This window comes from Thioclava sp. PTB-PU3-1 (assembly GCF_055666785.1).
On sequence record NZ_JBVNVL010000001.1, the window covers coordinates 330,749 to 357,511 of the forward strand.

The 26,763-nt window shown below is 63.6% G+C and carries 28 protein-coding genes; 11 read left to right on the top strand and 17 right to left on the bottom strand.

Annotated elements, in window-relative coordinates; translation table 11 throughout:
* Positions 1-105 precede the first annotated feature (105 nt).
* Positions 106-1,302, bottom strand: coding sequence for a glycosyltransferase family 4 protein (locus ACZ7GB_RS01585; protein ID WP_472157424.1), 1,197 nt, complete (start codon positions 1,300-1,302; stop codon positions 106-108).
* A 226-nt stretch (positions 1,303-1,528) separates the two neighbouring features.
* On the opposite strand from ACZ7GB_RS01585, the gene ACZ7GB_RS01590 reads away from it, so the two are divergent.
* On the top strand, positions 1,529-2,218 hold the full coding sequence (locus tag ACZ7GB_RS01590) for a metallophosphoesterase (RefSeq protein ID WP_244176531.1): 690 nt from the start codon (positions 1,529-1,531) through the stop codon (positions 2,216-2,218).
* 75 nt (positions 2,219-2,293) lie between these two features.
* Here the strand turns inward: ACZ7GB_RS01590 and ACZ7GB_RS01595 are convergent, their stop codons facing one another.
* Positions 2,294-2,977: a sugar transferase gene (locus ACZ7GB_RS01595; protein ID WP_472157426.1), complete on the bottom strand. Its 684-nt coding sequence runs from the start codon at positions 2,975-2,977 to the stop codon at positions 2,294-2,296.
* Between the two features lie 398 nt (positions 2,978-3,375).
* Between ACZ7GB_RS01595 and ACZ7GB_RS01600 the strand changes: the two genes are divergently transcribed.
* On the top strand, positions 3,376-3,690 hold the full coding sequence (locus tag ACZ7GB_RS01600; RefSeq protein WP_134332082.1) for a TM2 domain-containing protein: 315 nt from the start codon (positions 3,376-3,378) through the stop codon (positions 3,688-3,690).
* On the opposite strand, the gene ACZ7GB_RS01605 is transcribed toward ACZ7GB_RS01600, so the two are convergent.
* Both ACZ7GB_RS01605 and ACZ7GB_RS01610 read right to left on the bottom strand, forming a co-directional pair.
* Entirely contained in the window at positions 3,687-4,490 is an 804-nt protein-coding gene (locus ACZ7GB_RS01605; RefSeq protein WP_472157428.1) for a heme-dependent oxidative N-demethylase family protein, read from the bottom strand. The two genes, ACZ7GB_RS01600 and ACZ7GB_RS01605, sit on opposite strands and share 4 nt — an antisense overlap.
* A 58-nt stretch (positions 4,491-4,548) precedes the next feature.
* A complete protein-coding gene (locus ACZ7GB_RS01610; protein ID WP_472157430.1) occupies positions 4,549-4,965 on the bottom strand; it encodes a DUF6314 family protein in 417 nt (138 codons plus the stop codon).
* Between the two features lie 71 nt (positions 4,966-5,036).
* Here ACZ7GB_RS01610 and purB point away from each other — a divergent pair, with 71 nt between their 5' ends.
* From purB to ACZ7GB_RS01645, 7 genes are all read left to right on the top strand, one after another.
* On the top strand, positions 5,037-6,341 hold the full coding sequence (gene purB / locus ACZ7GB_RS01615; RefSeq protein ID WP_078539499.1) for an adenylosuccinate lyase: 1,305 nt from the start codon (positions 5,037-5,039) through the stop codon (positions 6,339-6,341).
* A 100-nt stretch (positions 6,342-6,441) separates the two neighbouring features.
* Complete coding sequence (locus ACZ7GB_RS01620; RefSeq protein ID WP_098410593.1) at positions 6,442-6,594, top strand: chitin-binding domain-containing protein; 153 nt, start codon at positions 6,442-6,444, stop codon at positions 6,592-6,594.
* A gap of 135 nt (positions 6,595-6,729) precedes the next feature.
* A complete protein-coding gene (locus tag ACZ7GB_RS01625; protein ID WP_472157900.1) occupies positions 6,730-7,767 on the top strand; it encodes a flagellar motor switch protein FliG in 1,038 nt (345 codons plus the stop codon).
* A 178-nt stretch (positions 7,768-7,945) separates the two neighbouring features.
* On the top strand, positions 7,946-8,947 hold the full coding sequence (gene gap, locus ACZ7GB_RS01630) for a type I glyceraldehyde-3-phosphate dehydrogenase (RefSeq protein ID WP_078519392.1): 1,002 nt from the start codon (positions 7,946-7,948) through the stop codon (positions 8,945-8,947).
* 31 nt (positions 8,948-8,978) lie between these two features.
* Positions 8,979-9,122, top strand: a complete 144-nt coding sequence (locus tag ACZ7GB_RS01635) for a glyceraldehyde-3-phosphate dehydrogenase (RefSeq protein WP_078546665.1) — start codon at positions 8,979-8,981, stop codon at positions 9,120-9,122.
* 107 nt (positions 9,123-9,229) lie between these two features.
* Positions 9,230-10,231: a type I glyceraldehyde-3-phosphate dehydrogenase gene (gap, locus tag ACZ7GB_RS01640; RefSeq protein ID WP_078519393.1), complete on the top strand. Its 1,002-nt coding sequence runs from the start codon at positions 9,230-9,232 to the stop codon at positions 10,229-10,231.
* A gap of 243 nt (positions 10,232-10,474) precedes the next feature.
* Positions 10,475-11,275 carry a YfdX family protein gene (locus ACZ7GB_RS01645; RefSeq protein WP_168173946.1) on the top strand — a complete coding sequence of 267 codons (801 nt, stop codon included), beginning with the start codon at positions 10,475-10,477 and terminating at the stop codon, positions 11,273-11,275.
* On the opposite strand, the gene coaD is transcribed toward ACZ7GB_RS01645, so the two are convergent.
* The 3 genes from coaD to ACZ7GB_RS01660 form a co-directional block, all read right to left on the bottom strand.
* On the bottom strand, positions 11,276-11,773 hold the full coding sequence (gene coaD, locus ACZ7GB_RS01650; protein WP_078519395.1) for a pantetheine-phosphate adenylyltransferase: 498 nt from the start codon (positions 11,771-11,773) through the stop codon (positions 11,276-11,278).
* A 90-nt stretch (positions 11,774-11,863) separates the two neighbouring features.
* Entirely contained in the window at positions 11,864-12,298 is a 435-nt protein-coding gene (locus ACZ7GB_RS01655) for a CBS domain-containing protein (protein ID WP_078539502.1), read from the bottom strand.
* Positions 12,299-12,388: 90 nt separating this feature from the next.
* Positions 12,389-13,288, bottom strand: coding sequence for a LysR family transcriptional regulator (locus tag ACZ7GB_RS01660; protein WP_472157432.1), 900 nt, complete (start codon positions 13,286-13,288; stop codon positions 12,389-12,391).
* Between the two features lie 115 nt (positions 13,289-13,403).
* Here ACZ7GB_RS01660 and ACZ7GB_RS01665 point away from each other — a divergent pair, with 115 nt between their 5' ends.
* The gene (locus tag ACZ7GB_RS01665) at positions 13,404-14,906 is read left to right on the top strand and encodes a CoA-acylating methylmalonate-semialdehyde dehydrogenase (protein WP_078519398.1); all 1,503 of its coding nucleotides are present in this window, start codon (positions 13,404-13,406) and stop codon (positions 14,904-14,906) included.
* 100 nt (positions 14,907-15,006) lie between these two features.
* On the opposite strand, the gene ACZ7GB_RS01670 is transcribed toward ACZ7GB_RS01665, so the two are convergent.
* The 7 genes from ACZ7GB_RS01670 to ACZ7GB_RS01700 form a co-directional block, all read right to left on the bottom strand.
* On the bottom strand, positions 15,007-15,357 hold the full coding sequence (locus ACZ7GB_RS01670; RefSeq protein WP_078546656.1) for an H-type lectin domain-containing protein: 351 nt from the start codon (positions 15,355-15,357) through the stop codon (positions 15,007-15,009).
* Positions 15,358-15,463: 106 nt separating this feature from the next.
* A complete protein-coding gene (locus tag ACZ7GB_RS01675) occupies positions 15,464-15,865 on the bottom strand; it encodes a F0F1 ATP synthase subunit epsilon (RefSeq protein ID WP_078519400.1) in 402 nt (133 codons plus the stop codon).
* Positions 15,866-15,874: 9 nt separating this feature from the next.
* Positions 15,875-17,293, bottom strand: coding sequence for a F0F1 ATP synthase subunit beta (gene atpD / locus ACZ7GB_RS01680; protein WP_078546654.1), 1,419 nt, complete (start codon positions 17,291-17,293; stop codon positions 15,875-15,877).
* A 21-nt stretch (positions 17,294-17,314) separates the two neighbouring features.
* A complete protein-coding gene (locus ACZ7GB_RS01685) occupies positions 17,315-18,193 on the bottom strand; it encodes a F0F1 ATP synthase subunit gamma (protein ID WP_078519402.1) in 879 nt (292 codons plus the stop codon).
* Positions 18,194-18,214: 21 nt separating this feature from the next.
* Entirely contained in the window at positions 18,215-19,744 is a 1,530-nt protein-coding gene (gene atpA / locus ACZ7GB_RS01690) for a F0F1 ATP synthase subunit alpha (RefSeq protein WP_078539506.1), read from the bottom strand.
* Positions 19,745-20,305, bottom strand: coding sequence for a F0F1 ATP synthase subunit delta (locus tag ACZ7GB_RS01695; protein ID WP_078519403.1), 561 nt, complete (start codon positions 20,303-20,305; stop codon positions 19,745-19,747).
* A gap of 401 nt (positions 20,306-20,706) precedes the next feature.
* A complete protein-coding gene (locus tag ACZ7GB_RS01700; RefSeq protein ID WP_078519404.1) occupies positions 20,707-21,465 on the bottom strand; it encodes a class I SAM-dependent methyltransferase in 759 nt (252 codons plus the stop codon).
* Between the two features lie 62 nt (positions 21,466-21,527).
* Here ACZ7GB_RS01700 and gloB point away from each other — a divergent pair, with 62 nt between their 5' ends.
* Entirely contained in the window at positions 21,528-22,298 is a 771-nt protein-coding gene (gloB, locus tag ACZ7GB_RS01705; RefSeq protein WP_472157435.1) for a hydroxyacylglutathione hydrolase, read from the top strand.
* Between the two features lie 3 nt (positions 22,299-22,301).
* On the opposite strand, the gene ACZ7GB_RS01710 is transcribed toward gloB, so the two are convergent.
* The 3 genes from ACZ7GB_RS01710 to ACZ7GB_RS01720 all read right to left on the bottom strand — a co-directional run bounded on the left by ACZ7GB_RS01710 (position 22,302) and on the right by ACZ7GB_RS01720 (position 26,727).
* Positions 22,302-22,934 (bottom strand): LysE family translocator, encoded by a 633-nt coding sequence (locus ACZ7GB_RS01710; RefSeq protein ID WP_472157436.1) that lies wholly within the window; start codon positions 22,932-22,934, stop codon positions 22,302-22,304.
* Between the two features lie 63 nt (positions 22,935-22,997).
* Positions 22,998-24,797, bottom strand: a complete 1,800-nt coding sequence (locus ACZ7GB_RS01715) for a tetratricopeptide repeat-containing sulfotransferase family protein (protein WP_472157438.1) — start codon at positions 24,795-24,797, stop codon at positions 22,998-23,000.
* Positions 24,798-24,930: 133 nt separating this feature from the next.
* The gene (locus ACZ7GB_RS01720) at positions 24,931-26,727 is read right to left on the bottom strand and encodes a sulfotransferase (protein WP_472157440.1); all 1,797 of its coding nucleotides are present in this window, start codon (positions 26,725-26,727) and stop codon (positions 24,931-24,933) included.
* Positions 26,728-26,763: the final 36 nt, after the last annotated feature.

Sequence of the window (26,763 nt, forward strand, 5' to 3'; positions counted from 1 at the left end):
CCCTTGAGTTTGTGGCGCAAATGGGGCGGCGTGCAACTGGAATCTTGGCGAAAATTGAGCGAAAAGAACTATTTACAAGAAACAATTCCGCTCGATCTGCAGGCTTTATTTCCCCAGCTTGGAGAATATCCGATCATAGGCCGCAAGGAGCTGTCGGGCCGAGAAATCCCAGGAAAGCGCATCGAGCACCCGCGCCCGGCCCAGTCGCCCCATCGAACGCGCGCGTTCGGGCGCCTCGATCAGGGCCGCGATCCGGGCGGCGAAGTCCTTCGGATCATTGGCGCGGGCATAAAGCGCGGCCTCGCCCGCAGAGGCCCGCCCTTCGGTCAGTTCGAACTGCACCAAGGGCTTCTCGAGCGTCATGTATTCCATGACCTTGTTCATCGTGGAGATGTCGTTCATCGCGTTTTTCGGATCGGGTGCCACGCCAATATCGATCACGTTCATCGCCGCCAGCATATCCTTGCCGTAGAGCGGGCCGGTGAAGGTGAAATACTCGCTCAGGCCCCGGGCCGCGACGTCGGCCTCCACGGTCGGCAGTTCGGGCCCGAAGCCCACGATCACCACATGCAGATCGCTGTAGCCGAGCTTGCGCACCAGATGCTCGACCGCCTGAACCAGCAGGTCCATCCCCTCCTGCTGCCCGATCACGCCGATATAGCCGAGCACAGTCTTCGCGCCCTTGCGATAGGCGGGATCGCCGGGCCCGGGCAGGAAGGTCTCGACGCGCGGGGCGGAGCGGACGACGAAGACATCCTCGGGTGCCATGCCGCCGCGGGTGATCGCGATCTTGCGGAAGCTCTCGTTCGTGGCCATCGACACCGAGGCGCTGGCGAAGGTGATCCGCTCCCAGATGCGCATCACGCCCCAGAGGAGCCCCTTCTTGCCGAACTTGGCCTCGAACAGCTCCGGGCAGACGTCGTGATGATCGAACATGTAGCGCACGCCCGACAGCCGGTAGCGCCAGGCCAGAAGCCAGATCAGGTCGGGCGGGTTGCAGCCCTGGATCACGTCGAAGCCGCGCTCGCGCCTCACCTGTTTCGCCAACCGGAACCACGCCTTGATCGCGTGCCAATATTCGCGTGCATAGGCCACCGCGCCGGAATGGGCTTCGGGCGGTGCGGGGTGGCGGTAGATATGGATGCCCTCGATTTCCTCGTAAGCCGCGTCCCAGCCGCGCCCCATCGGACAGATCACCGAGACCTCGTAGCCCGCCGCGCGCAATGTCGTGGCCTCCAGCCAGACCCTGCGATCCAGCGGCACCGGCAGGTTCTCCACCACGATCAGAATGCGTCTCGCCATGCCCCTTACGACCCGCCCTTGCCACGGGGGCGGTTTGCCGCCCATTTTTATGTGAGCCCCTTTCGCTCACTTCTTACGACGGTTATGTCGCAGCCACGCGTTGGTTTCCACCCCGCATAACTCCGGATTTCCCCATATGTTGCGCTCTCTACTCTCCCGTCTCAAACCAGAGACCGCTCCCTCCTCGGCACCCAATGGTCTGCCCCGTCCGGAGGCGCCGATCTGCGTGATCGGGGACCTTCACGGCCGCGCCGATCTCTTGGGCAAGATGTTCGAGCGGATCGGGCAGGAACCGGAAGGCGCAAAGGCCCGCATCATTACGCTGGGCGACATGATCGACCGCGGCCCGAATTCGGCGCGGGTGCTGGCGACGCTCCATGCCGCGCAGCTTGCCAATCCCTCGCGGATGATCTGCCTGATGGGCAATCACGAGCGGATGATGCTCGACTTCCTGCTGTCCCCCGATGCGCGCACCGCCGGCTGGCTGCGCGTGGGCGGATTACAGACGCTGCAAAGCTACGGCATCGCGCCGCCCGATCCGCGCGAGACGGATCCGGAGGTGCTGGACGCGCTGCGCATGGATCTCGCTCGCGCGCTTGGGCCGGACCTGCTGGCATGGCTCGATGCGCGCCCCGCGATGTGGCGCGAGGGTCGCTTCGCCGCGACCCATGCGGGAGCCGATCCCTATCACCCGATGGAACGCCAAAGCCGCGATGCGCTGCTCTGGGGTCATCCCCGGTTCGGGCAGATGACCCGGCGCGATGGGGTCTGGATCGCCTTCGGCCATTGGGTCGTGGAGCAACCTGTCGCCGATCAAGGCCGCATCGCGGTCGATACCGGCGCCTATGAGACCGGGCTCCTGAGTGCTGCCTGGCTCGACAAGGGCGGACTGCGCTTCCTGCAAGTCGAAGGCTGAAAGAGGATGGGCGCCCCCCGAAGGGAGCGCCCGTTGGCAGGTTACAAGCCGTCTCTCTCGCAACCGGTGTTGGAATTACTTGCCCGTCTGGCGCAGCACCACGGCGACGGTCATCACGCAGAGCCACAGATCGTTCAGCAGCGACAGCCGCGCGTAATAGCGCTCGTCGAAACGCACGCGATCCACGAAGGCGGTGGTCGAACGCCCGGCGACCTGCCACAGCCCGGTGATGCCGGGGCGCATCTTGTAATAAGCCAGGCCCATCGCGCCTTTGTAGCTGGCCTCCTGGTCGAGCATGAAGGGGCGCGGCCCCACGAGGCTCATCGTACCGAACAGCACGTTGAAGAACTGCGGCAGCTCGTCGAGGCTGGTGCGTCGCAGGAAGCGGCCGATGCGGGTGATCCGCGGATCGTCGTCGAGTTTCTGGTTCACTGACCATTCCAGCGCGAGCGCGGGGTTCTCGTTGCACAGGCGCACGAGCTGCGCCTCGGCATCGACATGCATGGTGCGCAGCTTGTAGCAGCGGAACCGCTTGCCGCCCTGCCCGACGCGGATCTGCGAATAGAAGGCAGGACCACCATCGGCGCGCACCGCCAGCGCCAGAAGCGCGATCAGCGGCAGCAGAACCGGAAGGATCGCGAGCACGGCGAGAATGTCGAACAGACGCTTGCCCATGCCCTCGTAGCACAGAATACGCGACCGTTCTTGGGTGGTACTCGTTACACTTGCAAGCTCGAAATTGGTCGAGAGATCCGACATTTTCGCCCCTATTACCCTACCTCAGAGTGCGAACCTTCAAGCCCGCTTTTCTTTAACCCGGTTTTCATCTTTGATTCGTCCATAATTGTGACGAAAGCCGACAATTGTTGCGGCTCTGGGCTACAAAGAGATCACGGCCAAAAATCACAAGTCGTTGATCACTGTTATTTATCTTGTTGTTTTATATGTCACATTTTTTCAGTACTGCGGAAATCCGCAGCCTCGCGGAACTCGCGCATAAGGCGATTAGCGTCAAAACTTCCCTAAGGTCACTTTTGGTTAAAAGGTTATGAAACCGGACGCCCGCGCAGACCCGCCGACAGGGTGGATTTACCGGCCCCTCTTGATCGCGCGGCGCAACTGCCCATATCGGCTGGGAAGATGTTATGGAGATTAACATGACCCGAGACGATGCCCGCGCCCTCTATATCGAGCAGCGCGTCGCGAATGAGAAGAAGTCCGCCCTGCTTGGCTATGTGCTGTGGTTCCTGCTGCCGATGCTTGGCGTGCACCGGATGTATATGGGGCGCGTCTTCTCCGGCGTGGTGATGCTGGCGCTGACCGGGATCGGCACGCTTCTGTCGCCAATCCTGATCGGCTTCATCCCGCTCGGCCTCGCAGGCCTGTGGTGGCTGATCGACGCGCTTCTGATCCCCGGCATGGTCTCGCAGGATATGGCCGAGACGCGCTGGCGGCTGATGCAGGAAGCTTAATCCGCCTGCCGGATCGGGTGCTCGGCCAAGGCCTGCGCCTGATCCGGGCTCAGGCTTTCGGGCCGCACCACCTGGGTGTGGATCGAGAAGACCACGGCATTCGTGCGCGGAAGCCGGAACAGGCATTGCCGCTCCACCCGTATATAAGGGGCGTCGGCGGGCGCGTGGGCGAATTCGTATTCCGAGCGCGGATCATGCAGATGTGCCGCCGAACGCGAGGCAGTTCCACGCATCAGCCCCCTGCCCTCACGCACGCCATCGAGCAAACGCTGCACCCGTTTGCCGAGATCGTCGGTGTAGATCTCGATCGGCTCATGAATGCGCATCATCGGGCGCATGAACTTTTCGCGTAGCGTCCAGCCCGACGGGAAACACAGAACACCGCCGGTCAGAACATGCTCGGCATGACCGAACGCGGCCTCATCGGCTTCCATCAGGCAGAGATCGCATTGCAGCAGCCGCCCGAGCGTGGCGAGCGGGTCCGTGCGATCCAGCGCAACCGTCGCCCCATCGGGCCGCGTGACCGTCTCCGCACTGCAGGCAAAGCCCAGCGCCGGAAGCATCGGCAGGATCAGATCGTAGAGTTCCTCCGCCGCAGGCCGTCCGTGATCCGACAGGCCCAGCACCAGATCGCGCGCCTCCCCGATCAGCCGGTCGCGCAGGCCCATCTGGGCGGCGTAGGCATCGTCGACCTCGAGCCAATCCTCATAGGTGACCGGGATCACCCCCGGCAGCCGCCGCGTGCGCGGGTCGGCCCAGGGCGCGAAGCTCAGGCGATTTTGCAGGATCGGTGTGGCCACAAGGTCTTTCATCCCCGCAGATTGCCGCGCGTCCCCGCCTGCGGCAAGAGCGTCCGCGTCAGGGCTGCCCCGCGCTGCGCACATAGTCCGAGATCATCTCGTAATCCTTGCGCGGTCCCTGCACCCGCCAGATCGCCCGCCAGCGGGGCCACGCGTCGAAGTCATAGCTCACCCGGTAATCGTCGGGATCGCACCAATGGCTCGCGGCGGGGCTCAGCGGGTCGAAACTGTGAAAGGGGCGCCCATCCTCGAAGGCCACGGCGATCTGCCCGCCCTCGGCCCGCCAGAAATAGCTGCGCTCGGCGTGAAAGCTCTGACCGCCCGGCATCACCAGCTCGCCACTCTCGCGATAATGCAGACCGACCCCTTCGGGCGCGAAGCAGGCGTGACCATCAAAACGGGCCTTATTGCCGTCGCCATGCAGGATTTGGCGCGTCAGCACCCAGTTCCCCTCGAAATCCGACAGCTGCGGCATTGGCTCTCCCTTGCCCCAAAGGCAGGTGCAGTCTAACAAGCGCGCAACCACACGCAATCAAGAGGCCGCCGATGATCCCGCGTTATGCCCGCAAAGAGATGGTCGACATCTGGGAACCCGCCACCAAGTTCAAAATCTGGTACGAGATCGAGGCGCATGCCTGCGACGCTCAGGCCGAGCTGGGCGTGATCCCGAAAGAGAATGCCGAGGCCGTCTGGAAGGCCAAGGATGTCGAGTTCGACGTCGACCGCATCGACGAGATCGAAGCCGTCACCAAGCATGACGTGATCGCCTTCCTGACGCACCTTGCCGAACATGTGGGTTCGGAAGAGGCCCGTTTCGTCCATCAAGGCATGACCTCGTCGGATGTGCTCGACACCTGCCTCAACGTGCAGCTCGTGCGCGCCGCCGACATCCTGCTGACCGATCTCGATAAGGTTCTGGCCGCGCTGAAGAAGCGCGCCTACGAGCACAAGGACACGGTTCGCGTGGGCCGCTCGCACGGCATCCATGCCGAGCCCACCACGATGGGCCTGACCTTCGCGCGCTTCTACGCCGAGATGGACCGCAACAAGGCGCGACTGCAGGCCGCCAAGGAAGAAGTCGCGACCGGTGCGATCTCGGGCGCTGTCGGCACCTTCGCCAATATCGATCCGCGCGTGGAAGAGCATGTCTGCAAGATGCTCGGCCTCAAGCCGGAGCCGATCTCGACGCAGGTGATCCCGCGCGACCGTCACGCGATGTTCTTCGCCACGCTGGGCGTGATCGCGTCGTCGATTGAAAACGTCGCGATCGAGATTCGCCACATGCAGCGCACCGAAGTGCTCGAAGGCGCGGAATTCTTCTCGATGGGCCAGAAAGGCTCGTCGGCGATGCCGCACAAGAAGAACCCCGTCCTGACCGAGAACCTCACCGGCCTTGCCCGCCTCGTGCGGATGACCGTGATCCCGGCGATGGAGAACGTGGCCCTCTGGCACGAGCGCGACATTTCGCACAGCTCGGTCGAGCGTGGCATCGGCCCCGACGCGACCGTGACGCTCGATTTCGCGCTGAACCGTCTGGCCGGCGTCGTCGACAAGATGATCATCTACCCCGAGAACATGCTCGCGAATATGAACAAGTTCCCCGGTCTGGTGATGAGCCAGCGCGTTCTGCTGGCGCTGACGCAAGCCGGCGTGTCGCGCGAAGACGCCTATGCGATGGTGCAGCGCAACGCGCTCAAGGTCTGGGAAGACCGCGTCGATTTCCGCGAACAGCTGCTCGCCGACAAGGATGTCGTGGCCGCTCTTGGCGTCGACGGCATCAACGAAAAGTTCGACATGGGCTACCATACCAAGCATGTCGACACGATTTTCGCCCGCGTTTTCGGCGAATAATCGAGAAACAAGCCCGTTCCGCGCCGCCTATGTCAGCCGACTATAGGCGGCGCGTGCGATTCGGGCTTACCCTAGGGCATCTAGCAAAGGGAGATTGCAGATGACCCGAACCATCCTTGCAGCCGCCGTGCTGATCCTCGCCCCGCTCGCCGCGTCGGCCGAGTGCTTTAGCGGCCACCAAGCTTCCATGTCCTGCCCGCAGGGCCAGGTCTGGGACAAGGACGCGAGTGCCTGCGTCCTGCAGTCCAGCTAACCGCTGAGACGGTAATCCCGTCTTAACGGCCTCCGTGCAAAGCTGACCGCGAAACCGCATTGGCCGCCCGCGCGGCCGATGCCCGGCACGGAGGTTCTCGCGGTGAATGCGATCGCGCCCATGGCGCTCGGTCATATGGCCGGGTCCGACTCTGCTGGCGACAAGTCCGCCCGGCCGGGACCGCTTACGCGGCGCCAGAAAGCTGCGATCATCGTGCAGCTGCTCGCCTCCGAAGGGCTGAAACTGCCGCTGACGGAGCTGAGCGACGATCATCAGACCGAACTGACCGAGGCTGTGGCACAGCTGCGTCTGGTCGACCGCGCCACCATAGCGAGCGTGGTGGAAGAGTTCTGCGAAGAACTGGAGACTGTCGGCATCGCCTTTCCTGGCGGGCTGGAAGGCGCGCTGTCGCTGCTCGACGGACAGCTCTCGCCCTCGGCCTCGAACCGGTTGCGCAGGTTGGCCTCCGGCTCCTCGCGCGCCGACCCGTGGCAGCGGATCGCGGGCCTCACCGCGGAGGTGCTTCTGCCCGTGCTGGAAGGCGAAAGCGTCGAAGTGGGCGCGGTGATGCTGTCGAAGCTGTCGGTCGCGAAATCTGCCGAACTGCTCGGGCTGCTGCCCGGAGAGAAAGCGCGGCGGATCGCTTATGCGGTCTCGCTGACCGGGAATGTCGCGCCCGAAACCGTGCTGCGGATCGGGCAGGCGCTCGCAGCGCAACTGGATGCCACCCCGCCCAAAGCCTTCGATTCCGGGCCGGTGGAGCGGGTGGGCGCAATCCTGAACTACTCGGCTTCGGCCACCCGCGACGCGGTGCTCAAGGGGCTGGAGGAAGAGGACAAGACCTTCGCCGACGAGGTGAAGAAGGCGATCTTCACCTTCGCCAATATCCCCGCCCGCATCGATACACGCGACATCCCGAAAGTGCTGCGCGTGGTCGACCAGGCGCAGCTGACCGTCGCGCTTGCCGGGGCGACCGGCCCGTTGCAGCCCGCGGCGGAGTTCATCCTCACCAACATGTCCCAGCGCATGGCGCAAAGCTTGCGCGACGAGATGGCGAATCTGGGAAAGGTGAAAGAGAAAGACGCCGAAGAGGCGATGAGCGCGGTCGTCGCCGCAATCCGCGAGATGGAAGCCGCGGGAGAGATCTTCCTCGTCGCGGAGGACGACGATTGAGCGAAAGATTCTGTCGCCGCGCCCCGTTTGGCGCCACTCTTCGCGCCAAAGCCGCACCCTGCCCCGCAATGTTATCGCAAACACCGCGTGTTTACGCTAACATACTGTTTCAAAACCTTTTCCCGAATTGCATGCAATGGTATCCAGCGCCGAAATCACGCGCTTCGGAGAGATCATCATGACCGTCACCATCGGGATCAACGGCTTCGGCCGCATCGGGCGCTGCACGCTCGCGCACATCGCGGAAGCCGCGCGCAATGACGTGCAGGTCGTCAAGATCAACGCCACCGGCCCGATCGAGACCAACGCGCATCTCCTGAAATACGACTCCGTCCACGGCCGGTTCGGCGGGCAGGTGAAAGTGGCGGGCAACACGCTCGACCTCGGGCGCGGCCCGATCGACGTGATGTCGACCTACGACCCGGAAGAACTCGACTGGGACGGCGTCGATGTCGTTCTCGAATGCACCGGCAAGTTCAACGCCCGCGACAAGGCCGCCGTCCATCTGGGCCGCGGCGCGAAGCGGGTTCTGGTCTCCGCCCCTGCGACCGATGCCGACAAAACCGTCGTTTACGGCGTGAACCATCGCGAGCTGACGCCCGCGCATCACGTCGTCTCGAACGGGTCGTGCACCACGAACTGCCTCGCGCCGCTCGCCAAAGTGCTCAATGACACGATCGGCATCGAATCGGGCGTGATGACGACGATCCATTCCTATACCGGCGATCAGCCCACGCTCGACCGTCGCCACAAGGATCTCTATCGCGCCCGCGCCGCCGCGATGGCGATGATCCCGACCTCCACCGGCGCCGCGAAAGCCCTGGGCGAGGTGCTGCCCGAGCTGCAAGGCCGCCTCGACGGCACCGCGCTGCGCGTCCCGACCCCCAATGTTTCCGCGGTCGATCTGACCTTCGAGGCGCGCAAGACCGTCACCCGCGACGAGGTGAACGAGATCGTCCGCGAGGCCGCCGCCGGCTACATGGGCATGGTGCTGGGCTACGACCCCGAACCGAAAGTCTCGATCGACTTCAACCACACGCAGCAATCCTCTATCTTCGCGCCGGACCAGACCAAGGTCGTGGGCAAACTTGTCCGCGTGCTGGCCTGGTACGATAACGAATGGGGGTTCTCCTGCCGCATGGCCGATGTGGCCGGGGCGATGGGGCGACTCGTGCACTGACGCGCCAAACAAGGGCGCGCGAAGGGGATAGATGACCAATCGGATCGCGCTCTGGCTTGGGGCCCTCCTCATTTTGCTCATTTTGGCGGATGTGTTTGCCGATGACGGCCGCATCCTGCTGTTTCTGGCGAAAAAAACTGCCGATCTCGTTCAATATGTCGCTTTCTGGCGCTAGCATCGGGCTGCACCCCGTTGACCTTTGGCGCTGAACGCGCTTGTTAGCGTTAACGGAAGACCTGCCCGTGCAACTCCCTGCCGGGCAGCCAGCCAGAGGAGACGGATATGACGGTTAAAGTTGCCATCAACGGGTTCGGTCGCATCGGCCGCAACGTGCTGCGCGGGATCATCGAGTCGGGGCGCACCGACATCGAAGTGATCGCCATCAACGATCTCGGCCCGGTCGAGACGAACGCGCATCTGCTGCAATTCGACTCCGTGCACGGCAAATTCCCCCATGAGGTCACGACCGGCGAAGACTGGATCGATGCCGGCCGCGGCAAGATCAAGGTCACCGCAATCCGTGACCCGAAAGAACTGCCCTGGGGCGATGTCGATGTCGCGCTGGAATGCACCGGCATCTTCACCGCGCGCGACAAGGCGGCCTTCCACCTCGAGAACGGCTCGAAGCGCGTTCTGGTCTCGGCCCCCGCCAGCGGCGCCGACAAGACCATCGTCTTCGGTGTGAACGACGGTGCGCTGACCGCGGACGACCTCGTCGTCTCGAACGCGTCCTGCACCACGAACTGCCTCTCGCCCGTCGCCAAGGCGCTGAACGACGCGATCGGGATCGAGAAGGGCTTCATGACCACGATCCACAGCTATACCGGCGACCAGCCGACGCTGGACACGATGCACAAGGATCTCTACCGCGCCCGTGCCGCCGCGCTGTCGATGATCCCGACCTCGACCGGCGCTGCGAAAGCCGTGGGTCTGGTGCTGCCGGAGCTCAATGGCAAGCTGGACGGCGTCGCGATCCGCGTGCCGACCCCGAATGTCTCGGTCGTCGATCTGGTCTTCGAGGCCGGCAAGGACACCAGCGTCGAAGAGATCAATGCCGCGATCAAAGCCGCCGCTGACGGCCCGATGAAAGGCATCCTCGGCTATACCGACAAGCCCAACGTCTCGAGCGACTTCAACCACGACCCGCATTCGTCGATCTTCCACATGGACCAGACCAAGGTCATGGAAGGCCGCATGGTCCGTATCCTGAGCTGGTACGACAACGAATGGGGCTTCTCGAACCGCATGGCGGACACCGCCGTCGCGATGGGCAAGCTGATCTGAGCGTGATCGGGGCTCTGCCTCGGGACATCGCGAAAAAGTCGAAGGGGCGGTCCATCTTGGGCCGCCCTTTTTCGTTCACCCTTCACACACGGCTCGCAGAGCATGCACGCACCCTCTCACCCGCGCCGCGAGCCTTGATGCATGGTGATAGAACCCTTTGAAATCCGGGACGTTTTGGGGCCATGGAGCGCGCCGCCCGGCGCCTCCGCCTTAGCTGAACCCCGTCACGAAAGGGAATATCCCATGGAACGCAGCAAGAAATTCCTCGCCCTCGCCCTCTCCTCCGCGCTGATCGCGGGCCCCGCGAGCTTTGAGATGGCCAATGCCGCCACGACCAACGCCAGCAGCAATTCGAGCGGCACCGCGATGCAGAGCGCGCAGAGCCAAGGCAATGACGCGGTCTCGCAGACCACGGCAAGTTCGACCGACAAGGACTTGCTGACTACGGTAAATGACGCCTACACGGCGATGCGCGAAGTGCGCGCGGCGCGTCTGGCGATCTTCGATGGCAATACCGACATGGCGACCAAGATGACCAAGGACGCCACTGCGAAAATGCAGTCCGCCGAGAAGGCCGAGAGCAAATGGGGCGTGCCCTCGAAAGCGGGCAAGAAAGGCGTGACCTACCTGCCCTTCGACAGCTCCATCGCGCTTGGCGAAAGCTTCACGGTCACGCCGGATAACCAGAAAGCGGTCGGCAAGGCCAATCAGCAGATGGCGCAGGGCAACGCGAAAGCCGCGGCCAAAACGCTGAAGGACAACGATATCGACGTGTCGATTTCGGCGGCGATGGTGCCCGCGAAAGCGTCGCTCGCCCATCTGCAGGACGCCTCCAAGCTCATCAAATCGGGCAATTACTACGAGGCGAACCTTGCGTTGAAAGGCGTCGAGGACTCCGTTGTGATCGACCAATGGGGTCTCGATAACCTGCCGCAGCAGGCGGGCAACGCCACGAAATCCTCGGCAAATGCGAGCGGCAGCACTCAGATGCAGCAGAAATCGCAGCAGAGCGGCACGTCGGGCAACGCCGCCTCGAACGGCTGATCAGCGGTTGGCGTAAGCCTTGACCAAGGCATCGCGCACGGCGGGGGTGACGAATTTCGAGACATCCCCGTCGAGCCGCGCGATCTCCTTCACCAGCTTCGAGGCGATCGCCTGACGCCGTGCATCGGCCATCAGGAACACCGTCTCGACCGATGCGTCGAGCGCGCGGTTCATCCCGACCATCTGGAATTCATATTCGAAATCGGCCACCGCGCGCAGGCCGCGCACGATCACGCTCGCGCCGACATCCTTGGCGCAGTCGATCAGCAGGTTTTCGAAGGGGTGGACCACGATCTCGCCGCCGCGGCGGTCGGTGATCTTCGCGCATTCGTCCTGAAGCATGGCGACGCGTTCCTCGAGCGAGAAAAGCGGCCCCTTGTCCCGGTTGATCGCGACCCCGATCACGAGCCGGTCCACCAGAGCCATCGCGCGCTCGATGATATCGAGGTGGCCCAGCGTGACCGGATCGAAAGTTCCGGGGTAAAGACCGATCCGCATGGCATCCTCCCTCGTCGCCCGCCAAAAAGCTCAGCGCACGCAACTATATTGCGTGGCTAAATGCAAGCGGGAAGGTGCCGCAATGCGGCATCAGTTGCCCATGATCATGCCCTGAAGCGACTCTTTCTCCATATGGAGCTCGTTCAGACGCGCCTTGACCACGTCCCCGATCGAGATCACGCCGACCATCTTGCCGTTCTCACGCACGGGCATGTGGCGGAAGCGGCCCTCGGTCATCAGGCTCATCACCTCTTCGGTGCTGTCCATCGGGGCACAATGCTTGACGTCACGGGTCATGACATCACTGGCGGTCATCACCAGACAATCCGCACCGCGCCGCGCGATTTCACGCACGACATCGCGTTCCGACACGATCCCGTCGACGGTTTCCCCGTCCTGCGAGACGATCACCGCACCGATGCGTTTGGAAGAAAGCGTGGCAATCACCTCGCTCAGCTTCATGTCGGGGGCGACGGTGAAAACTTCCATCTCGCCCTTGTTCTTGAGAATCTGCATAACCTGCATCGGCGTCTCCTTGAAAAACGTCGTCTAAACCCAAGCGTCCCACTGCTTTCATAGATTTGTCAACGGCTTTGCGGTTCACGGGGCCGCCAGTTATATTTCAACCGCAGCGTGTTCGAGCCGCGCAACCTCGTCGCGAAGCCCCTGCCCCAGCGCTTCGGCGAAGCGCGTCAGGCGCTCGGATCGGCGGTCATCGGCGTGGCGGATCAACCAAAAGGCGCGGTTGAGCCGGATCTCGTCGCCCAGCACCCGTTGAACGCCCGGCGCAAAGGGGATCGCAAAGTCATGGACGATGCCAACGCCCGCGCCCGCCTCGATCATCCGGGTTTGCACGGCCGCTGAATTCGACGCCAGCCCCATCACCTCGGCCTCGGTCTCGGCGAAGTAATCCAGCTCCTTGTCGAAAATCATGTCGGGGATGTAACCGATCATCCGGTGATGGCGCAGATCCTCCTTGCAGGTGATCGGCGGCGCCTTCGCGAGATAGTCGCGATGCGCGGCGAGGCTGAGGTGATAGTCGCTCAGCTTCTGCACGGTCAGGCGCCCCGCGGTCGGGCGCGACACCGCGATCGCCATATCCGCCTCGCGTTTCGAGAGGTTGAAGACCCGCGGCAGGGCGACGACCTGGATCTCCAGCCCGGGATTGTCCTCGGCGATCTTCGCGCAGACCTGGGGCAGAAGGTAATTCGCGCAGCCATCGGGCGCGCCGATCCGCAACTGCCCCGTCAACTGGCCCGCGATGCCGGAGAGTTCCTCATCGGCGCCCGCGAAGACCTGCTCCGCCGCCTCGGCATGGGGAAGGAGACGGTCGCCCGACTCGGAGAGCGCATAGCCCTGTGGCGATTTCACGAAGAGTTTCGCGCCCCCCCCCTCTTCGAGCCGCGCGATGCGCCGCCCCACGGTGGCCGCGTCCAGCTTCAACCGCCGTCCTGCGCCCGACAGGCTCTCGGCCCGTGCGACGGCAAGGAAAATCCGCAGGTCGTCCCAGTCCATATCGCGCTCCTCTTTGCAAAAATGCAAAACGCTTTTGAGCTACTTCCTCTTTTATGCTCAATTTCGCAAGGCTAGAGTGCGCCCAAGCCAAGATTATCTGTAGGAGGAGCGTCTCATGGAAGAAATCGGTCACTGGATCAACGGCAAGCGCGTTGCGGGCACGTCCGGCCGCTTCGGCGAAGTCTTCAACCCCGCCACCGGCGAGCAGATCGCCAAGGTTGCGCTGGCCACCCCGGCCGAGCTGGATGCGGCAATCGCGGACGCCGCGAAAGCGCAGCTGGAATGGCAGAAGGTCAACCCGCAGCGCCGCGCCCGCGTGATGATGAAATTCGGTCAGCTGATCGAGCGCGACATGGACAAGCTCGCCGAGGCTCTGTCGAAAGAGCACGGCAAGACCATCCCCGACGCGAAGGGCGACGTGCAGCGTGGCCTCGAAGTGATCGAGGTCTGCATGGGCGCACCGGCGATGCTCAAGGGCGAGTACACGGGCGACGCGGGCCCCGGTATCGACCTCTACTCGATGCGCCAGCCGCTGGGCGTCGTGGCCGGCATCACGCCGTTCAACTTCCCCGCCATGATCCCGCTGTGGAAAATGGGCCCGGCGCTTTCGGCCGGTAACGCGATGATCCTCAAGCCGTCCGAGCGCGTGCCGACCACCGCGATCATGCTTGCGGAACTGGCGCAGGAAGCCGGTCTTCCCGACGGCGTGCTGCAGGTCGTCAACGGCGACAAGGAAGCCGTGGACACGATCCTCGACCACGAGACGATCCAGGGCGTGGGCTTCGTGGGTTCGACCCCGATCGCGCAATACATCTACGGTCGTGCGGCCACCAACGGCAAGCGCGCGCAGTGCTTTGGTGGTGCGAAGAACCACATGATCATCATGCCCGACGCGGACATGGACAAGGCCGCCGACGCGCTGATCGGCGCGGGCTACGGCGCCGCTGGCGAGCGCTGCATGGCGATCTCGGTTGCGGTCCCGGTGGGCGACGGCACGGCGGATGCGCTGGTCGAGCGTCTCGTGCCGAAGATCGAGAAGCTGAAAGTCGGCCCCTATACCGGTGGCGACGACGTGGATTACGGCCCCGTCATCACCAAGCAGGCGCAGGAGCGGATCAAGTCGCTCATCAATTCGGGTGTCGATCAGGGTGCGAACCTTGTCGTCGACGGCCGCGACTTCTCGCTGCAGGGCTATGAGGACGGCTTCTTTGTCGGCCCGTCGCTCTTCGACAACGTCACTCCCGACATGGACATCTACAAAGAGGAAATCTTTGGCCCGGTCCTGTCGATGGTGCGCACGAAGTCCTATGACGAAGCGCTCGATCTGGTCATCGACAGCCCCTACGGCAACGGCACCGCGATCTACACCGCCGATGGCGATGTGGCACGCGACTTCGCGGCGAACGTCAATGTCGGCATGGTCGGCATCAACTTCCCGATCCCCGTTCCGCTGAGCTACTACACCTTCGGCGGCTGGAAGAAGTCGGCCTTCGGCGACCTTAACCAGTACGGTCCCGACGCCTTCCGCTTCTACACCAAGACCAAGACCGTTACGGCGCGCTGGTTCTCGGGCATCAAGGACGAAGGCGCGGCGCTGAACTTCAAGGCGCTCGACTGATCTTTCGGCGGGGCGATTTGCGAACCGCCCTCCCCCAGACAACACGAAAACGCCCCGCCAATTCGGCGGGGCGTTTTTTCATGCGCCGTCTCGGTGCGGATCAATCGATGTCCCAGTCATCCTCATGCGAGACGCCGCCCAGTGCCAGCCAGTCCGCACGCACCCGCGCCACACGGCTGTCGCCCCAAGTGCGGAAGACGATCACGAAGCCTTCGGGCGTGACGCCGTCGCTGGAGATATCCATCCGCGAATTGTGTTTGCCGTCCACGTCCCACATCGAAAGAGAGACCTGCACCATCGGCGTCGCGCGGAACGGCTCGGGGAAGGCAACCTTCTTGCGCAACTCGCGCGGCCCCTCGCCCGTCCACATGGCGCCGCCATCCTGATAGTCGGAGAACAGCACGAGCGAGCCGCGTTGCATCCCCAGACGGTGGCTTTCGATCGTGATCATCGCGAGAGGGCCTCTTTCTTTCAACCTGAGGCAGAGCTTACCGCAACTGCGGACAATAAAAAGCCCCGGAAAATCCGGGGCTTCCTAAATCTTTTCTCGAGAGGTCTCAGCTCAGCATATGCGAGCCGAGGGCCTCCATGTCAGCCAGCAGCTTCGCGGTCATGTCGGCCACCGAAGGATGCGCCTCGTCATGGACGCGGCGGGCTTCCTCGATCAGGCGATCGTGGACTTCCTTGGTGAACTCTTCCGCGGGCAGCGAACGCTCGGCCAGAACCGTGATCCCCTCGGGGGTGATCTCGGCGAAGCCACCCGTCACCGCGTAGCTCTGGGTTTCCGACCGCGTCACCATCGTCAGCTTGCCGGGACGCAGCGTGGTCAGCATCGGCGCGTGGCCGGGCATGACCGTAAGGTCACCATCCGCACCAGGCACCATGACCTCGACCGCCGCCTCTTCCGAGGCCAGCTTGCGCTCGGGCGCAACGAGATCGAATTGCATCGTGTCGGCCATAATGCCTCCTTACGCCGCAGCGGCGAGTTTCTCGGCTTTCGCTTTCACGTCCTCGATGCCGCCAACCATGTAGAAGGCTGCTTCGGGCAGGTGATCGTATTCGCCTGCAACAACCGCCTTGAACGACTCGATGGTGTCTTCGAGCGGAACCTGAACGCCGTCCGAACCGGTGAACACTTTCGCAACGTCGAAGGGCTGCGAGAGGAAACGCTGGATCTTACGAGCACGTGCCACGGTCAGCTTATCCTCTTCGGACAGTTCGTCCATGCCGAGGATGGCGATGATGTCCTGCAGAGCCTTGTAGCGCTGGAGGATCTCCTGCACCTGACGGGCGACCTTGTAGTGCTCTTCGCCGACGATGCCCGGATCGAGGATACGCGAGGACGAGTCCAGCGGGTCCACAGCCGGGTAGATGCCGAGTTCCGAGATCGCACGCGACAGAACGGTCGTGGCGTCAAGGTGGGCGAAGGTGGTGGCCGGAGCCGGGTCGGTAAGGTCATCCGCGGGCACGTAGACGGCCTGGATCGAGGTGATCGAGCCGGCTTTCGTCGAGGTGATGCGTTCCTGCATCGCGCCCATGTCGGTGGCCAGCGTCGGCTGGTAGCCCACTGCCGAGGGGATACGGCCCAGAAGTGCGGACACCTCGGAACCCGCCTGCGTGAAGCGGAAGATGTTGTCCACGAAGAACAGAACGTCGGTGCCCGACTGGTCACGGAACTGCTCGGCCAGGGTCAGGCCGGTCAGAGCGACACGCGCACGCGCACCCGGAGGCTCGTTCATCTGGCCGTAGACCAGAGCCACCTGCGAGCTCGACAGATCGTCGGGCTTGATGACGTTGGATTCGATCATCTCGTGGTAGAGGTCGTTCCCTTCACGGGTCCGCTCGCCCACACCGGCGAACACGGAGTAGCCCGAGTGCACCTTCGCGATGTTGTTGATCAGTTCCATGATCAGAACGGTCTTGCCGACGCCAGCGCCGCCGAACAGGCCGATCTTACCACCCTTGGAGTAGGGTGCGAGCAGGTCGATGACCTTGATGCCGGTCACGAGGATTTCCGAGGCGGTCGCCTGGCTCTCGAAGTTAGGCGCGGGCTGGTGGATGGCGCGGGTTTCTTCCGCTTCCACGGGGCCCTTCTCGTCCACGGGCTCGCCGATCACGTTCAGGATGCGGCCGAGGGTCGCGTTGCCGACCGGCACCGAGATCGGCTTGCCGGTGTCTTTCACGCCGGCGCCGCGCACGAGACCTTCGGTCGCGTCCATTGCGATGGTACGCACCGAGTTTTCGCCGAGGTGCTGAGCCACTTCGAGAACGAGGCGCTTGCCGTTGTTCTCGGTTTCCAGCGCGTTGAGGATCGCAGGCAGCTCGCCGTCGAACTGCACGTCGACGACGGCGCCGATGACCTGGGTCACTTTACCATTGCTTGCCATGTCTGTCTTTCTCCGGTTCCGTCAGAGCGCCTCGGCGCCCGAAATGATTTCGATGAGTTCCTTGGTGATCGCGGCCTGGCGCGTGCGGTTGTATTCGATCGTCAGCTTATCGATCATATCGCCCGCATTGCGCGTCGCAGAGTCCATCGCTGACATCCGCGCACCTTGTTCCGAGGCACCGTTTTCCAGCAGAGCCGTGAAGATCTGCGTGGCGACCCCGCGCGGCAGCAGATCCTCGAGGATTTGCGTCTCGCTGGGTTCGTAGTCGTAATTGACGCTCGGCGTTTCTTCGCCCTCTTCCGGTTCATAGGAAGCGGGGATGATCTGCTTCGCGGTCGGGCGCTGCGCGATCACGCTCTCGAAGATCGAGAAGAAGATCGTCGCGACGTCGAACTCGCCATTGTCGAAGCGACCGATCAGGTCGCGGGCGATCTTCTGCGCGTCGTCATAGCTCAGGCGTTTGACGTCGCTCAGATCGACGTGGCCGATGAAGTACTGACCGTATTCACGGCGCAGCGCATCGCGGCCTTTCTTGCCGACGGTGAGGATCTTCACCTCTTTGCCCTCGGCCAGCAGCTTTTCAGCCGTCTGGCGCGCGAGCTTCGCAATATTGGCGTTGAAGCCACCGCACAGGCCGCGTTCGGCGGTCATGACCACCAAAAGCTGCACCTTGTCCGAACCGGTGCCCGAAAGCAGGCGCGGCGCGTTGTCCCGGCCCTGGACCGAACTTGCGAGCCCCGCCATCACGGAGTGCATCCGCTCGGCATAGGGGCGCGCAGCTTCGGCCGCTTCTTGAGCGCGGCGCAACTTTGCGGCGGCGACCATTTGCATCGCCTTCGTGATCTTCCGCGTGTTCTTGACGCTTCCGATCCGGTTTTTAAGGTCCTTAAGGCTGGGCATGTCCCTGTCCTTTCAGGCCAATCACGCGTAGGTCTTGGCGAATTCGTCGATAGCGGCTTTCAGCTTGTCGGCCGCGTCACCCTTGATCTTTGGATCCTCGTTCGTGAGCCAGTCGAGGATGTCCTTGCGCGAGTTGCGCAGGTAATCCAGCAGACCCTGTTCGAACTTGCCGACCTCGGAGACCGGGATGCTATCGAGGAAGCCGTTGGTGCCGGCGAAGATGACGGCCACGATTTCCGCGTTGGTGAGCGGCGAATACTGCGGCTGTTTCATCAGCTCGGTCAGACGCGCACCACGGTTCAGCAGCTTCTGAGTTGCGGCGTCGAGATCCGAGCCGAACTGAGCGAAGGCCGCCATTTCGCGATACTGTGCCAGTTCCAGCTTAACCGGGCCTGCCACGGTCTTCATCGAGTTCGTCTGAGCCGACGAACCAACACGCGACACCGACAGACCGGTGTTCACGGCGGGACGGATACCTTGGTAGAACAGTTCCGTCTCGAGGAAGATCTGACCGTCGGTGATCGAGATCACGTTGGTCGGGATGAAGGCCGACACGTCGCCGCCCTGGGTTTCGATGACCGGCAGAGCGGTCAGCGAACCTGCGCCGAAGTCTTCGTTCAGCTTCGCCGAACGCTCCAGCAGGCGGGAGTGCAGGTAGAACACGTCACCCGGATATGCTTCGCGGCCCGGCGGGCGACGCAGCAGCAGCGACATCTGACGATAGGCGACAGCCTGCTTCGAGAGGTCATCATAGATGATCAGCGCGTGCATGCCGTTGTCGCGGAAGTATTCCGCCATCGCGGTCGCGGTGTAGGGCGCGAGGTACTGCATCGGCGCGGGGTCCGAAGCGGTCGCGGCGATCACGGTGGTGTATTCGATCGCACCGGTCTCTTCGAGCTTCTTAACCAGCTGCGCCACGGTCGAGCGCTTCTGGCCGATCGCGACGTAGAAGCAGTGCAGCTTGTTGGACGGATCAGCGTCGTTATACGACTTCTGGTTCAGAATGGTGTCGAGCGCGATTGCGGTCTTACCGGTCTGACGGTCGCCAATGATCAGCTCGCGCTGGCCACGGCCGATCGGGATCATCGCGTCAACCGACTTGAGGCCGGTCGCCATCGGCTCGTGAACCGATTTACGCGGGATGATGCCCGGAGCTTTCACGTCGGCGACGCGACGCTCTTTCGCTTCGATGGCGCCTTTGCCGTCGAGCGCGTTGCCGAGACCGTCGACCACGCGGCCGAGCAGCGCTTCACCGACCGGCACGTCCACGATGGAGTTCGTGCGCTTGACGGTGTCGCCTTCTTTAATGTCTTGGTCCGAACCGAAGATCACGACACCGACGTTGTCGGTCTCGAGGTTCAGTGCCATCCCGCGGATACCACCGGGGAATTCAACCATCTCACCGGCCTGGACGTTGTCGAGCCCGTAGACGCGCGCGATACCGTCGCCAACCGACAGCACGCGACCGACTTCGGCCACTTGGGCGTCCTGCCCGAAATTCTTGATCTGCTCCTTGAGGATCGCAGAAATCTCAGCTGCTTGGATGCCCATTTATCCGACCTCTTTCATGGCGTTCTTGAGAGAAGCGAGCTTCGAACGGATCGACGTGTCGACCATGCGCGAGCCCAGCTTTACGATCATGCCACCGATGAGGCTTTCATCGACGGCGGTGTTCAGTTTGACGGTCTTGCCCGTCTGGTTTTTCAGCACTTCGGCGAGCTTCTTGGCCTGTGCGGCGCTGAGCTTGCTGGCCGAGGTGACATCTGCGGTCACTTCGCCCTTCTCGTCCGCGATCAGGTCCGACAGCGCCTTGAGCAGCTGCGGCAGCACGAAGAGACGACGCTTGGCGCCCATCAGCTGCAGACCGTTCTTCATCGGGTCCGACAGGCCCATCTTGCCTGCCAGAGCGCCGATTGCGGCGGCCTGCTGGTCGCGCGTGTAGACCGGCGATGCAATCACCTCACGCAGCTCGTCAGAGCCAGCCAGCGCCTCCGACAGCGCGGAGACATCGGCTTCGAGCGCGGCGAGGGCATTTGCTTCGCGCGAGAGTTCAAAAATGGCCAGCGCATAGCGGCCGGCGATGCTTGCGGAAATCGAAGCTGGTTCGGACACGTCCACCCTTCCGATGCGTTTTGCCCCGACCCGGAACAGGCCATGGGGCGCTCCCCCGGCGCGCTTGAGACATGCCCTCCGCGCCGCTTATCGGGGAGGTCACTAGCAGAGCAATCCCCCCCTCGCAACCATCTTGAGCACGAGAATGTGAGCAGAAGCACTCCAATCTGCCCTTCGTCGCGGGAAGGTGACAGGGACGGGAGGATTTTGTGGGCGCTAACAGGAATTTGGACCGGTTGGTCACGGAACGCCGTGCGGGGGTGATTCACCTCAATACGCGTTGGCAGTTCGATAATTATCCGCCTCCCGCGACGGAACACATGAGAGTTGCGCGACGGGCAGTACGCGAACGTGATTGTTGCGTCTCGACTGTTTTTCCCGCGGGAGGCATTAACTCCGTGTCAGGCCGGGTCCGTCGCCGGTTTTACCGCCCCTTCGAGAATCGACAGCGGTTTGCGGACCCGCGCACCGAGGCCGGAATCATGGCGCGCATGGACCTGCTTGGAGACTTCGAGCATCACCACGCCCGCCGCCAGCACGCCCGCCGCCTTGGTGCCCAGCCGTTCCCACATCGCAGCAGAGCGCAACCAGAAGCGGCGATGGCTCGGCGGGATATAGAGCGCACCGGTATGCCGCTCGGGCACGAAGCCGGACCGGCGCGCGAGCTGATCGAGCTGCCCCAGCGTGTAGGGCTTGCCGAAGCCGAAGGGCGTGGTCTCGCGCGGGGCCCAGAGCCCGGCTCGGTTCGGCACGATGAATAGCGCCCTGCCCCCCGGCCCCAGCACCCGCCAGCATTCCTGCATCAAGGCTTCGGAATTGTCGGAGGTCTCGAGCCCATGCATCACGATCAGCCGGTCCACCCGGCCCGTCTCGAGCGGCCAGCGCGCCTCGTCGCACAGGACCGAGACATTGGGCATCCCCGCAGGCCACGGCATCACGCCCTGCTCGGCCGGCATCAACCCGATCACCCGGCGCGCAGGCTCCAGATAGGGACGCAGCAGCGGCACCGCGAAGCCGTAGCCCGCCACCGTCTGCCCCGCCATCTGCGGCCCCGTCGCGGGCCACATGGAAACAACCCGATCTCGGATTGCCCGCTGCGCCGCACGGCCTAGCTGAGTTCGGTAGTAGAAATTCCGCAGGTCGAGTACGTCGAGATGCATTGCGCCTTTCGCTTCCTTCGGCTTAGCTATGTGCCAAGATAATCAAAGCGGTAGAAAACACCATGGCCGTTGAGCTTCTCATCATTCCCTGTCTCGCCGACAACTATGCTTATGTCGTGCACGAGGCGGCGACGGACACAACCACCGTGATCGACGTCCCCGAAGCGCCGCCCGTTCTGAAGGCGCTGAACGAACGGGGCTGGAAAGCGAATCTGATCCTGCTGACGCATCATCACGCCGATCACATCGATGGCGTTCAGGCGCTGTCGGCGGCGACAGGGGCGAAAATCGTGGGGGCCAAGGCGGATGCGCATCGTCTGCCCAAGCTCGATCAGGAGGTCAGCCCCGGCGAAAAGCTCGCGATCGGGATGGAGCATGTCGAGGTTCTGCCCGCCGATGGGCATACGGTCGGCCATATCGCCTATTACTTCCCCGAGGGCGGTCTGCTGTTTTCCGGCGACAGTCTGATGAGCTGGGGCTGCGGACGTCTCTTCGAGGGCTCGGCGCAGCAGATGTACGATACGCTGACGCGGTTTAGCGAGTTGCCCGACGAGACGTTGGTCTGTTCGGGGCATGAATATACTGAGGCAAATGGTCGCTTCGCGCTCTCGATCGAACCGGAGAACCCGAACCTCATCGACCGGATGGAGAATGTCCGCGCCATTCGCGCTCAGGCCCGCCCCACCGTTCCGGTCGAACTGGGTCTGGAGAAAGCGACCAACCCGTTCCTGCGCGGCGACGATCCGAAACTGCGCGCAGCACTCGGCCTGCCCGAAAGCGCAACGCCGGTCGAGGTCTTCACCGAAGCGCGCGCCCGCAAGGACCGGTTCTAGGCCTCACCGCCGCGCGTCGCGCAAGACGCTCAGCGCCAACGCGGCGAGAACCGTCCCCATCGCCCAGCGTTGCACCCGCATCCAGAGCGGGCGTGCCGCGAGGAATTGCGCCATTGCGCCTGCGCCCATCACGATTGCAGCATTCACGCCCACCGAGATCACGATCTGCACCGCGCCCAGCGCCAGTGACTGCGCCAGCACCGATCCCGCCGCGGGCTCGATGAATTGCGGCAGCAGCGACAGATACATCACCGCGATCTTCGGATTGAGGAGGTTGGTGACGAAGCCCATCACGAACAGTTTGCGCGGCCCGTCGACCGGCAACTCGCGCATCACGAAGGCCGAGCGCCCGCCCGGTCGCACCGCCTGCCATGCCAGCCAGAGCAGATAGAGCGCCCCGGCAATCCGCAGCGCGTCATAGGCATAAGGCACGGCGAGCACGATCGCAGTGATCCCGAAGGCCGCACAGAGCATGTAGAAGACGAAACCCAGCGCCACCCCACCCAGTGAGATCATTCCCGCGCCCCGCCCCTGACAGATCGTGCGCGAGACCAGATAGATCATGTTCGGACCGGGGCTCAGCACCATGGCAAGCGCCACGGCACCGAAGGCGAGAATATGGGACAGGTCGGGCATCGCATGTCTCTCCTATGGACGCGGATCAGCTTAGCGCGCGTCCATCGCGCCGCAAGCCAGCGCTTAGTCGAGCTTCGCGAAAGCCGCCTCGAGATGGGGCGCATATTTCTCCCATGCCTGCGAACTGCCCTTATAGATCGGCTTGCGCACCTGCGTGTTCGACGTGGTCGCAACCGTGCGGGCGTTGTCCTGAGGGCGCAGGCAGGCATCCTCCCAAGGCAGCCCGAGCGCCTCGATCAACGCACGGCTGCGCGCCTCAGGGTCTTCCGTCAGCGCCTCGTAGTCGCAATCGACGATCGTGCCGCGCTGCGTCGCCCAATGCGCCATCAGATCGCGATAGAGCCCGTGATAGGCTACGAGATCGTCCAGATCATGCGCGTAGCCATTCCCCGCGCTGGAAAAGAAGTTGCGATAGATCGACCAGAGCGTCGCGCGCGGATCACGATGGACATGCACTATGAGCGCGCGCGGAAACAGCGCCCGGATCGCGCCGATCCAGCGGAAGTTGAGCGGCATCTTGTCGGTCACGAAGGGCTTGCCATCGGCCAGCCCGGCAAGCGTCTCGTAATAGGCGGCGCGAATGCGCCCCGCCTCTCGGGTCAGAGCCTCCGCGTCGCTCCAGTCGAGCGCGCTCATCTCGCGATCGAGCGTGGCGATCTCATCGCCCGGCGCAACCTGACTGTGCTGGGTGACGATCTGCTCGACCAGCGTCGTGCCCGAACGCGGGAGGCCCAGCAGGAAGATCGGCACCGGGGCAGCTCGGTCGGCCTCGGTCTCGGGGATCCGCGGATGGGGCGTGTCAAAACGCCTGCGCAGCTGCGAAAAGAGCTTGCGGTCCTGCGCGATGTCATAGCCCAGCTCGGCCTTGCGCCGCGCATTGGCCGAGTGCCAGAGCGCGAAGGCCCGGTCCGTGCTGCCCACATCATGCAGCGCCTTGGCCAGCGCGAATTCGAGCAGCATCCGGTCATGCTCCGAATGCCCTTCCGTCGCAACCTGCGTCTCGAGTTGCGAAAGCAGCGGGTCGTCCGGCACGAAGCGATGCAGGGGCGAGAGGTTCCACCAGGCCTCGGCATAACTCGGGTCAGCGGCCAGCGCCGCCTCGAACCGTGCCTGCGCCCCCGCGATGTCGCCCTGTGCGAGAAGTATGATCCCAAGATTGTTCAACAGCAACACGTGGCGCGGATCGAGCGACAGCCCCTTTTCCAACCGGAGCCGCCCCCCGGTGAAATCCCCCTCGTTCAGCAGCAGATTGCCCAGATTATTCAGCATATGCACATCGTTCGGCGCGACCTCGAGCGCGGCCTCGAACCGTGTGCGCGCCTCAGCCTCGCGCCCGAGCGCGAGCAGCGCATTGCCCAGATTGTTGAGCGCGACCGGATCGCGCGGGCGCAGCGTCAACACGCGCTCGAACTGAACGATCGCGTCTTCGTGCTGGCCCAGCTCCATCAGCTCATTGCCCAGATTGCCGTGGGTGTCGGCATGATCGGGGCGCAAGGCGATCAGGCGGCGATAGGTCTCGGCCGCCCCGGCATGGTCGCCCAGCGCCCCCTGCCCCGCCGCGCGGAATTCGAGCAGCAGTATGGTGTCAGGATGGATCCGCAGCGCGCGGTTCGCCTGCTCGACCAGCTCGCGATTGCGCCCCGTCTGCATCAGCCCCATCAACTGCTGCACCAGCGCGCGCGGCGGCCCCGCGGCGGGTTTCGCCTTGCTGGCCTGTCCCAGTGCCTCAAGCCCCGCCTTCGCGCGTTTGTTGCCGGGAAACCGCCCGAGTACCTCGCGGTAAAGCGCCTCGGCCTGCGCGATTTCCCCACGCTTTGCATGACCACGCGCGGCAAGCAGAATCTTGTCAACGGACCCGGCCATTGGCTCTCCTTCGCAAAATCGTCCTGACCATAGCGAGCACCCAGACGATGACAAGCGCGGCTAAGGGCCGGTCGCGGCGACATGGCAGAACGCCCGCCTGAATTGGCGGGGCCTTCAGAGAACAAGCCCAGACTTAATCGAGCTTGGCGAAAGCTGCCTCCAGATGGGGCGCGAATTTCTCCCACGCCTGCGAGCTGCCCTTGTAGATCGGTTTCGTAACCTGATCGCGCGACGCGGTGCGCGCGATGCGCGTATTGTCCTGCGGGCGCAGACACGCCTCGTCGAAAGGCAGTTCGAGATAGGCCAGCATGTCGCGGATCACCGGCTCCGGCGTCGCGGTCAGCTGTTCGTAATCGAGATCGTAAAGCGTCGCGCCGAACAGCGTGCGCCAATGCGCCATCAGGTCGCGATAGAGGCCATGATAGGCAACGAGATCGTCCAGATCATAGGCGTAATCATTGCCGTCGGAGCTGAAATTGAGCCGGAAGATCGACCAGATCACCGCACGCGGATCGCGGTTGGTGTGGACGATCTTCGCCTGCGGGAAAAGCGCCCGGATCGCGCCCAGCCAGCGGAAATTGAGCGGCATCTTGTCGGTCACGAAGGGCGCGCCCTGCCCGAGCTTGCGCAGTTTCTCGCGATACTCGGCGCGGATCTCGGGTGCTTTCTGCGCCAGCAGATCGGGGGCGGTCCAGTCGAACTCGTTGAACTGTTGGCTCAGCTCGGTCAGCTCTCCGCCCGGTGCGACCTGCGGATGCGCCGAGATGATCTGCTCGGTCAGGGTCGTGCCCGAGCGCGGCAGCCCGACGATGAAGATCGGCTCGGGGCCATCAGGCGCGGTTTCGGGAATTTCGGCGGGCGGAGCGGGAAACGCCTGTTTGATCTGAGCGAAACGCTCGACGTCGCGCGCAATGGTGTAGCCCTGAGCCTCTTTGCGCAGCGCATTGCCGCGCGTGTAATGACCGAAAGCGGCCTCGGTCTCGCCCGACTCCTCGCGCAGCTTGCCAAGCGCGAATTCGAGCCCCGCGCGTTGCTTCGCGCTGTGGCCCGGCTGCGCGAGCGAAGCCGTGAGCGCATCGAAAAGCGGATCGTCCGGTGTGGCGCGCTGGATATGGGCGAGCCCGGCGAGCGCATCCGGGAAGCCGGGCCGGTAGTGCAAAGCGCGCTCGTAACTCTCGCGCGCCGATTGCTTGTCGCCTTTTGCGAGATAGAGATCGCCCAGCGACGACAGGGTCAGATAGTGATCGGGCACTTTGTGCAAGAAGGCCTTGAGGTGGAATTCCGCCTCCTCCAGCTCTCCATCTTTCGCCAGCATATTCCCCAGATTCAGCTGTGCTTCGGCGAAATCGGGCGCAGCCTCATGGGCGGCGTGATAGAGTTTGCGCGCGGTCTTGTCGTCACCCGCCCGGCGTTTCGCATTGCCGATGTTGTTGAGCGAAACCGGATCGCCGGGCCGTAATTCCAACACGCGCTCGAACTCGGCCACGGCCTCGTCGTCGCGGTTCAGCGCCATTAGTTCGTTGCCGTAGCTGCCATGCGCGTCGGGCGCGTCAGGGAACATCCCCACCAATTCGCGATAGAGCGCAGCCGCGCCCTCGTGATCGTCCAGCGCCGAGAGTGCCGCGGCACGGACTTCCATCGCAGCCGGCGCACGCGGGAATTGCTTGAGAACGCGGGCGGCGGCCTCGGCGGCCTCGCGGTCACGGCCCGACTTCTTAAGGCCGAAGAGCTGGTCGATCACCGGGCGCGGCGGGTTCATCGGACGGGTGGAGGCGCGGGTCTGCGCGATCTCGGCCAGCCCGGCTTGCGCGCGCTTGTTGCCGGGAAACCTTGTCAGCACCTCACGATAAAGCGCCTCGGCCTCGGCAAAGGCCCCGCTTTTCGCATGGCTCTTCGCCGTGCGCAGCGTCTTGTCTATCGGTCCGGCCATTGCGCTGTCTCCGTCTTCTGTCCCGCCTGTAAAGTC

Excerpts from the sequence above, each read along its gene's own strand:
- ACZ7GB_RS01585 (WP_472157424.1), bottom strand. The coding sequence starts at position 1,302 with ATGGCGAGACGCATTCTGATCGTGGTGGAGAACCTGCCGGTGCCGCTG.
- ACZ7GB_RS01595 (WP_472157426.1), bottom strand. The coding sequence starts at position 2,977 with ATGTCGGATCTCTCGACCAATTTCGAGCTTGCAAGTGTAACGAGTACC.
- ACZ7GB_RS01600 (WP_134332082.1), top strand. The coding sequence starts at position 3,376 with ATGACCCGAGACGATGCCCGCGCCCTCTATATCGAGCAGCGCGTCGCG.
- ACZ7GB_RS01610 (WP_472157430.1), bottom strand. The coding sequence starts at position 4,965 with ATGCCGCAGCTGTCGGATTTCGAGGGGAACTGGGTGCTGACGCGCCAA.
- purB (WP_078539499.1), top strand. The coding sequence starts at position 5,037 with ATGATCCCGCGTTATGCCCGCAAAGAGATGGTCGACATCTGGGAACCC.
- ACZ7GB_RS01620 (WP_098410593.1), top strand. The coding sequence starts at position 6,442 with ATGACCCGAACCATCCTTGCAGCCGCCGTGCTGATCCTCGCCCCGCTC.
- ACZ7GB_RS01625 (WP_472157900.1), top strand. The coding sequence starts at position 6,730 with ATGGCCGGGTCCGACTCTGCTGGCGACAAGTCCGCCCGGCCGGGACCG.
- gap (WP_078519392.1), top strand. The coding sequence starts at position 7,946 with ATGACCGTCACCATCGGGATCAACGGCTTCGGCCGCATCGGGCGCTGC.
- ACZ7GB_RS01635 (WP_078546665.1), top strand. The coding sequence starts at position 8,979 with ATGACCAATCGGATCGCGCTCTGGCTTGGGGCCCTCCTCATTTTGCTC.
- gap (WP_078519393.1), top strand. The coding sequence starts at position 9,230 with ATGACGGTTAAAGTTGCCATCAACGGGTTCGGTCGCATCGGCCGCAAC.
- ACZ7GB_RS01645 (WP_168173946.1), top strand. The coding sequence starts at position 10,475 with ATGGAACGCAGCAAGAAATTCCTCGCCCTCGCCCTCTCCTCCGCGCTG.
- coaD (WP_078519395.1), bottom strand. The coding sequence starts at position 11,773 with ATGCGGATCGGTCTTTACCCCGGAACTTTCGATCCGGTCACGCTGGGC.
- ACZ7GB_RS01655 (WP_078539502.1), bottom strand. The coding sequence starts at position 12,298 with ATGCAGGTTATGCAGATTCTCAAGAACAAGGGCGAGATGGAAGTTTTC.
- ACZ7GB_RS01660 (WP_472157432.1), bottom strand. The coding sequence starts at position 13,288 with ATGGACTGGGACGACCTGCGGATTTTCCTTGCCGTCGCACGGGCCGAG.
- ACZ7GB_RS01665 (WP_078519398.1), top strand. The coding sequence starts at position 13,404 with ATGGAAGAAATCGGTCACTGGATCAACGGCAAGCGCGTTGCGGGCACG.
- ACZ7GB_RS01670 (WP_078546656.1), bottom strand. The coding sequence starts at position 15,357 with ATGATCACGATCGAAAGCCACCGTCTGGGGATGCAACGCGGCTCGCTC.
- ACZ7GB_RS01675 (WP_078519400.1), bottom strand. The coding sequence starts at position 15,865 with ATGGCCGACACGATGCAATTCGATCTCGTTGCGCCCGAGCGCAAGCTG.
- atpD (WP_078546654.1), bottom strand. The coding sequence starts at position 17,293 with ATGGCAAGCAATGGTAAAGTGACCCAGGTCATCGGCGCCGTCGTCGAC.
- ACZ7GB_RS01685 (WP_078519402.1), bottom strand. The coding sequence starts at position 18,193 with ATGCCCAGCCTTAAGGACCTTAAAAACCGGATCGGAAGCGTCAAGAAC.
- atpA (WP_078539506.1), bottom strand. The coding sequence starts at position 19,744 with ATGGGCATCCAAGCAGCTGAGATTTCTGCGATCCTCAAGGAGCAGATC.
- ACZ7GB_RS01700 (WP_078519404.1), bottom strand. The coding sequence starts at position 21,465 with ATGCATCTCGACGTACTCGACCTGCGGAATTTCTACTACCGAACTCAG.
- gloB (WP_472157435.1), top strand. The coding sequence starts at position 21,528 with ATGGCCGTTGAGCTTCTCATCATTCCCTGTCTCGCCGACAACTATGCT.
- ACZ7GB_RS01710 (WP_472157436.1), bottom strand. The coding sequence starts at position 22,934 with ATGCCCGACCTGTCCCATATTCTCGCCTTCGGTGCCGTGGCGCTTGCC.
- ACZ7GB_RS01715 (WP_472157438.1), bottom strand. The coding sequence starts at position 24,797 with ATGGCCGGGTCCGTTGACAAGATTCTGCTTGCCGCGCGTGGTCATGCA.
- ACZ7GB_RS01720 (WP_472157440.1), bottom strand. The coding sequence starts at position 26,727 with ATGGCCGGACCGATAGACAAGACGCTGCGCACGGCGAAGAGCCATGCG.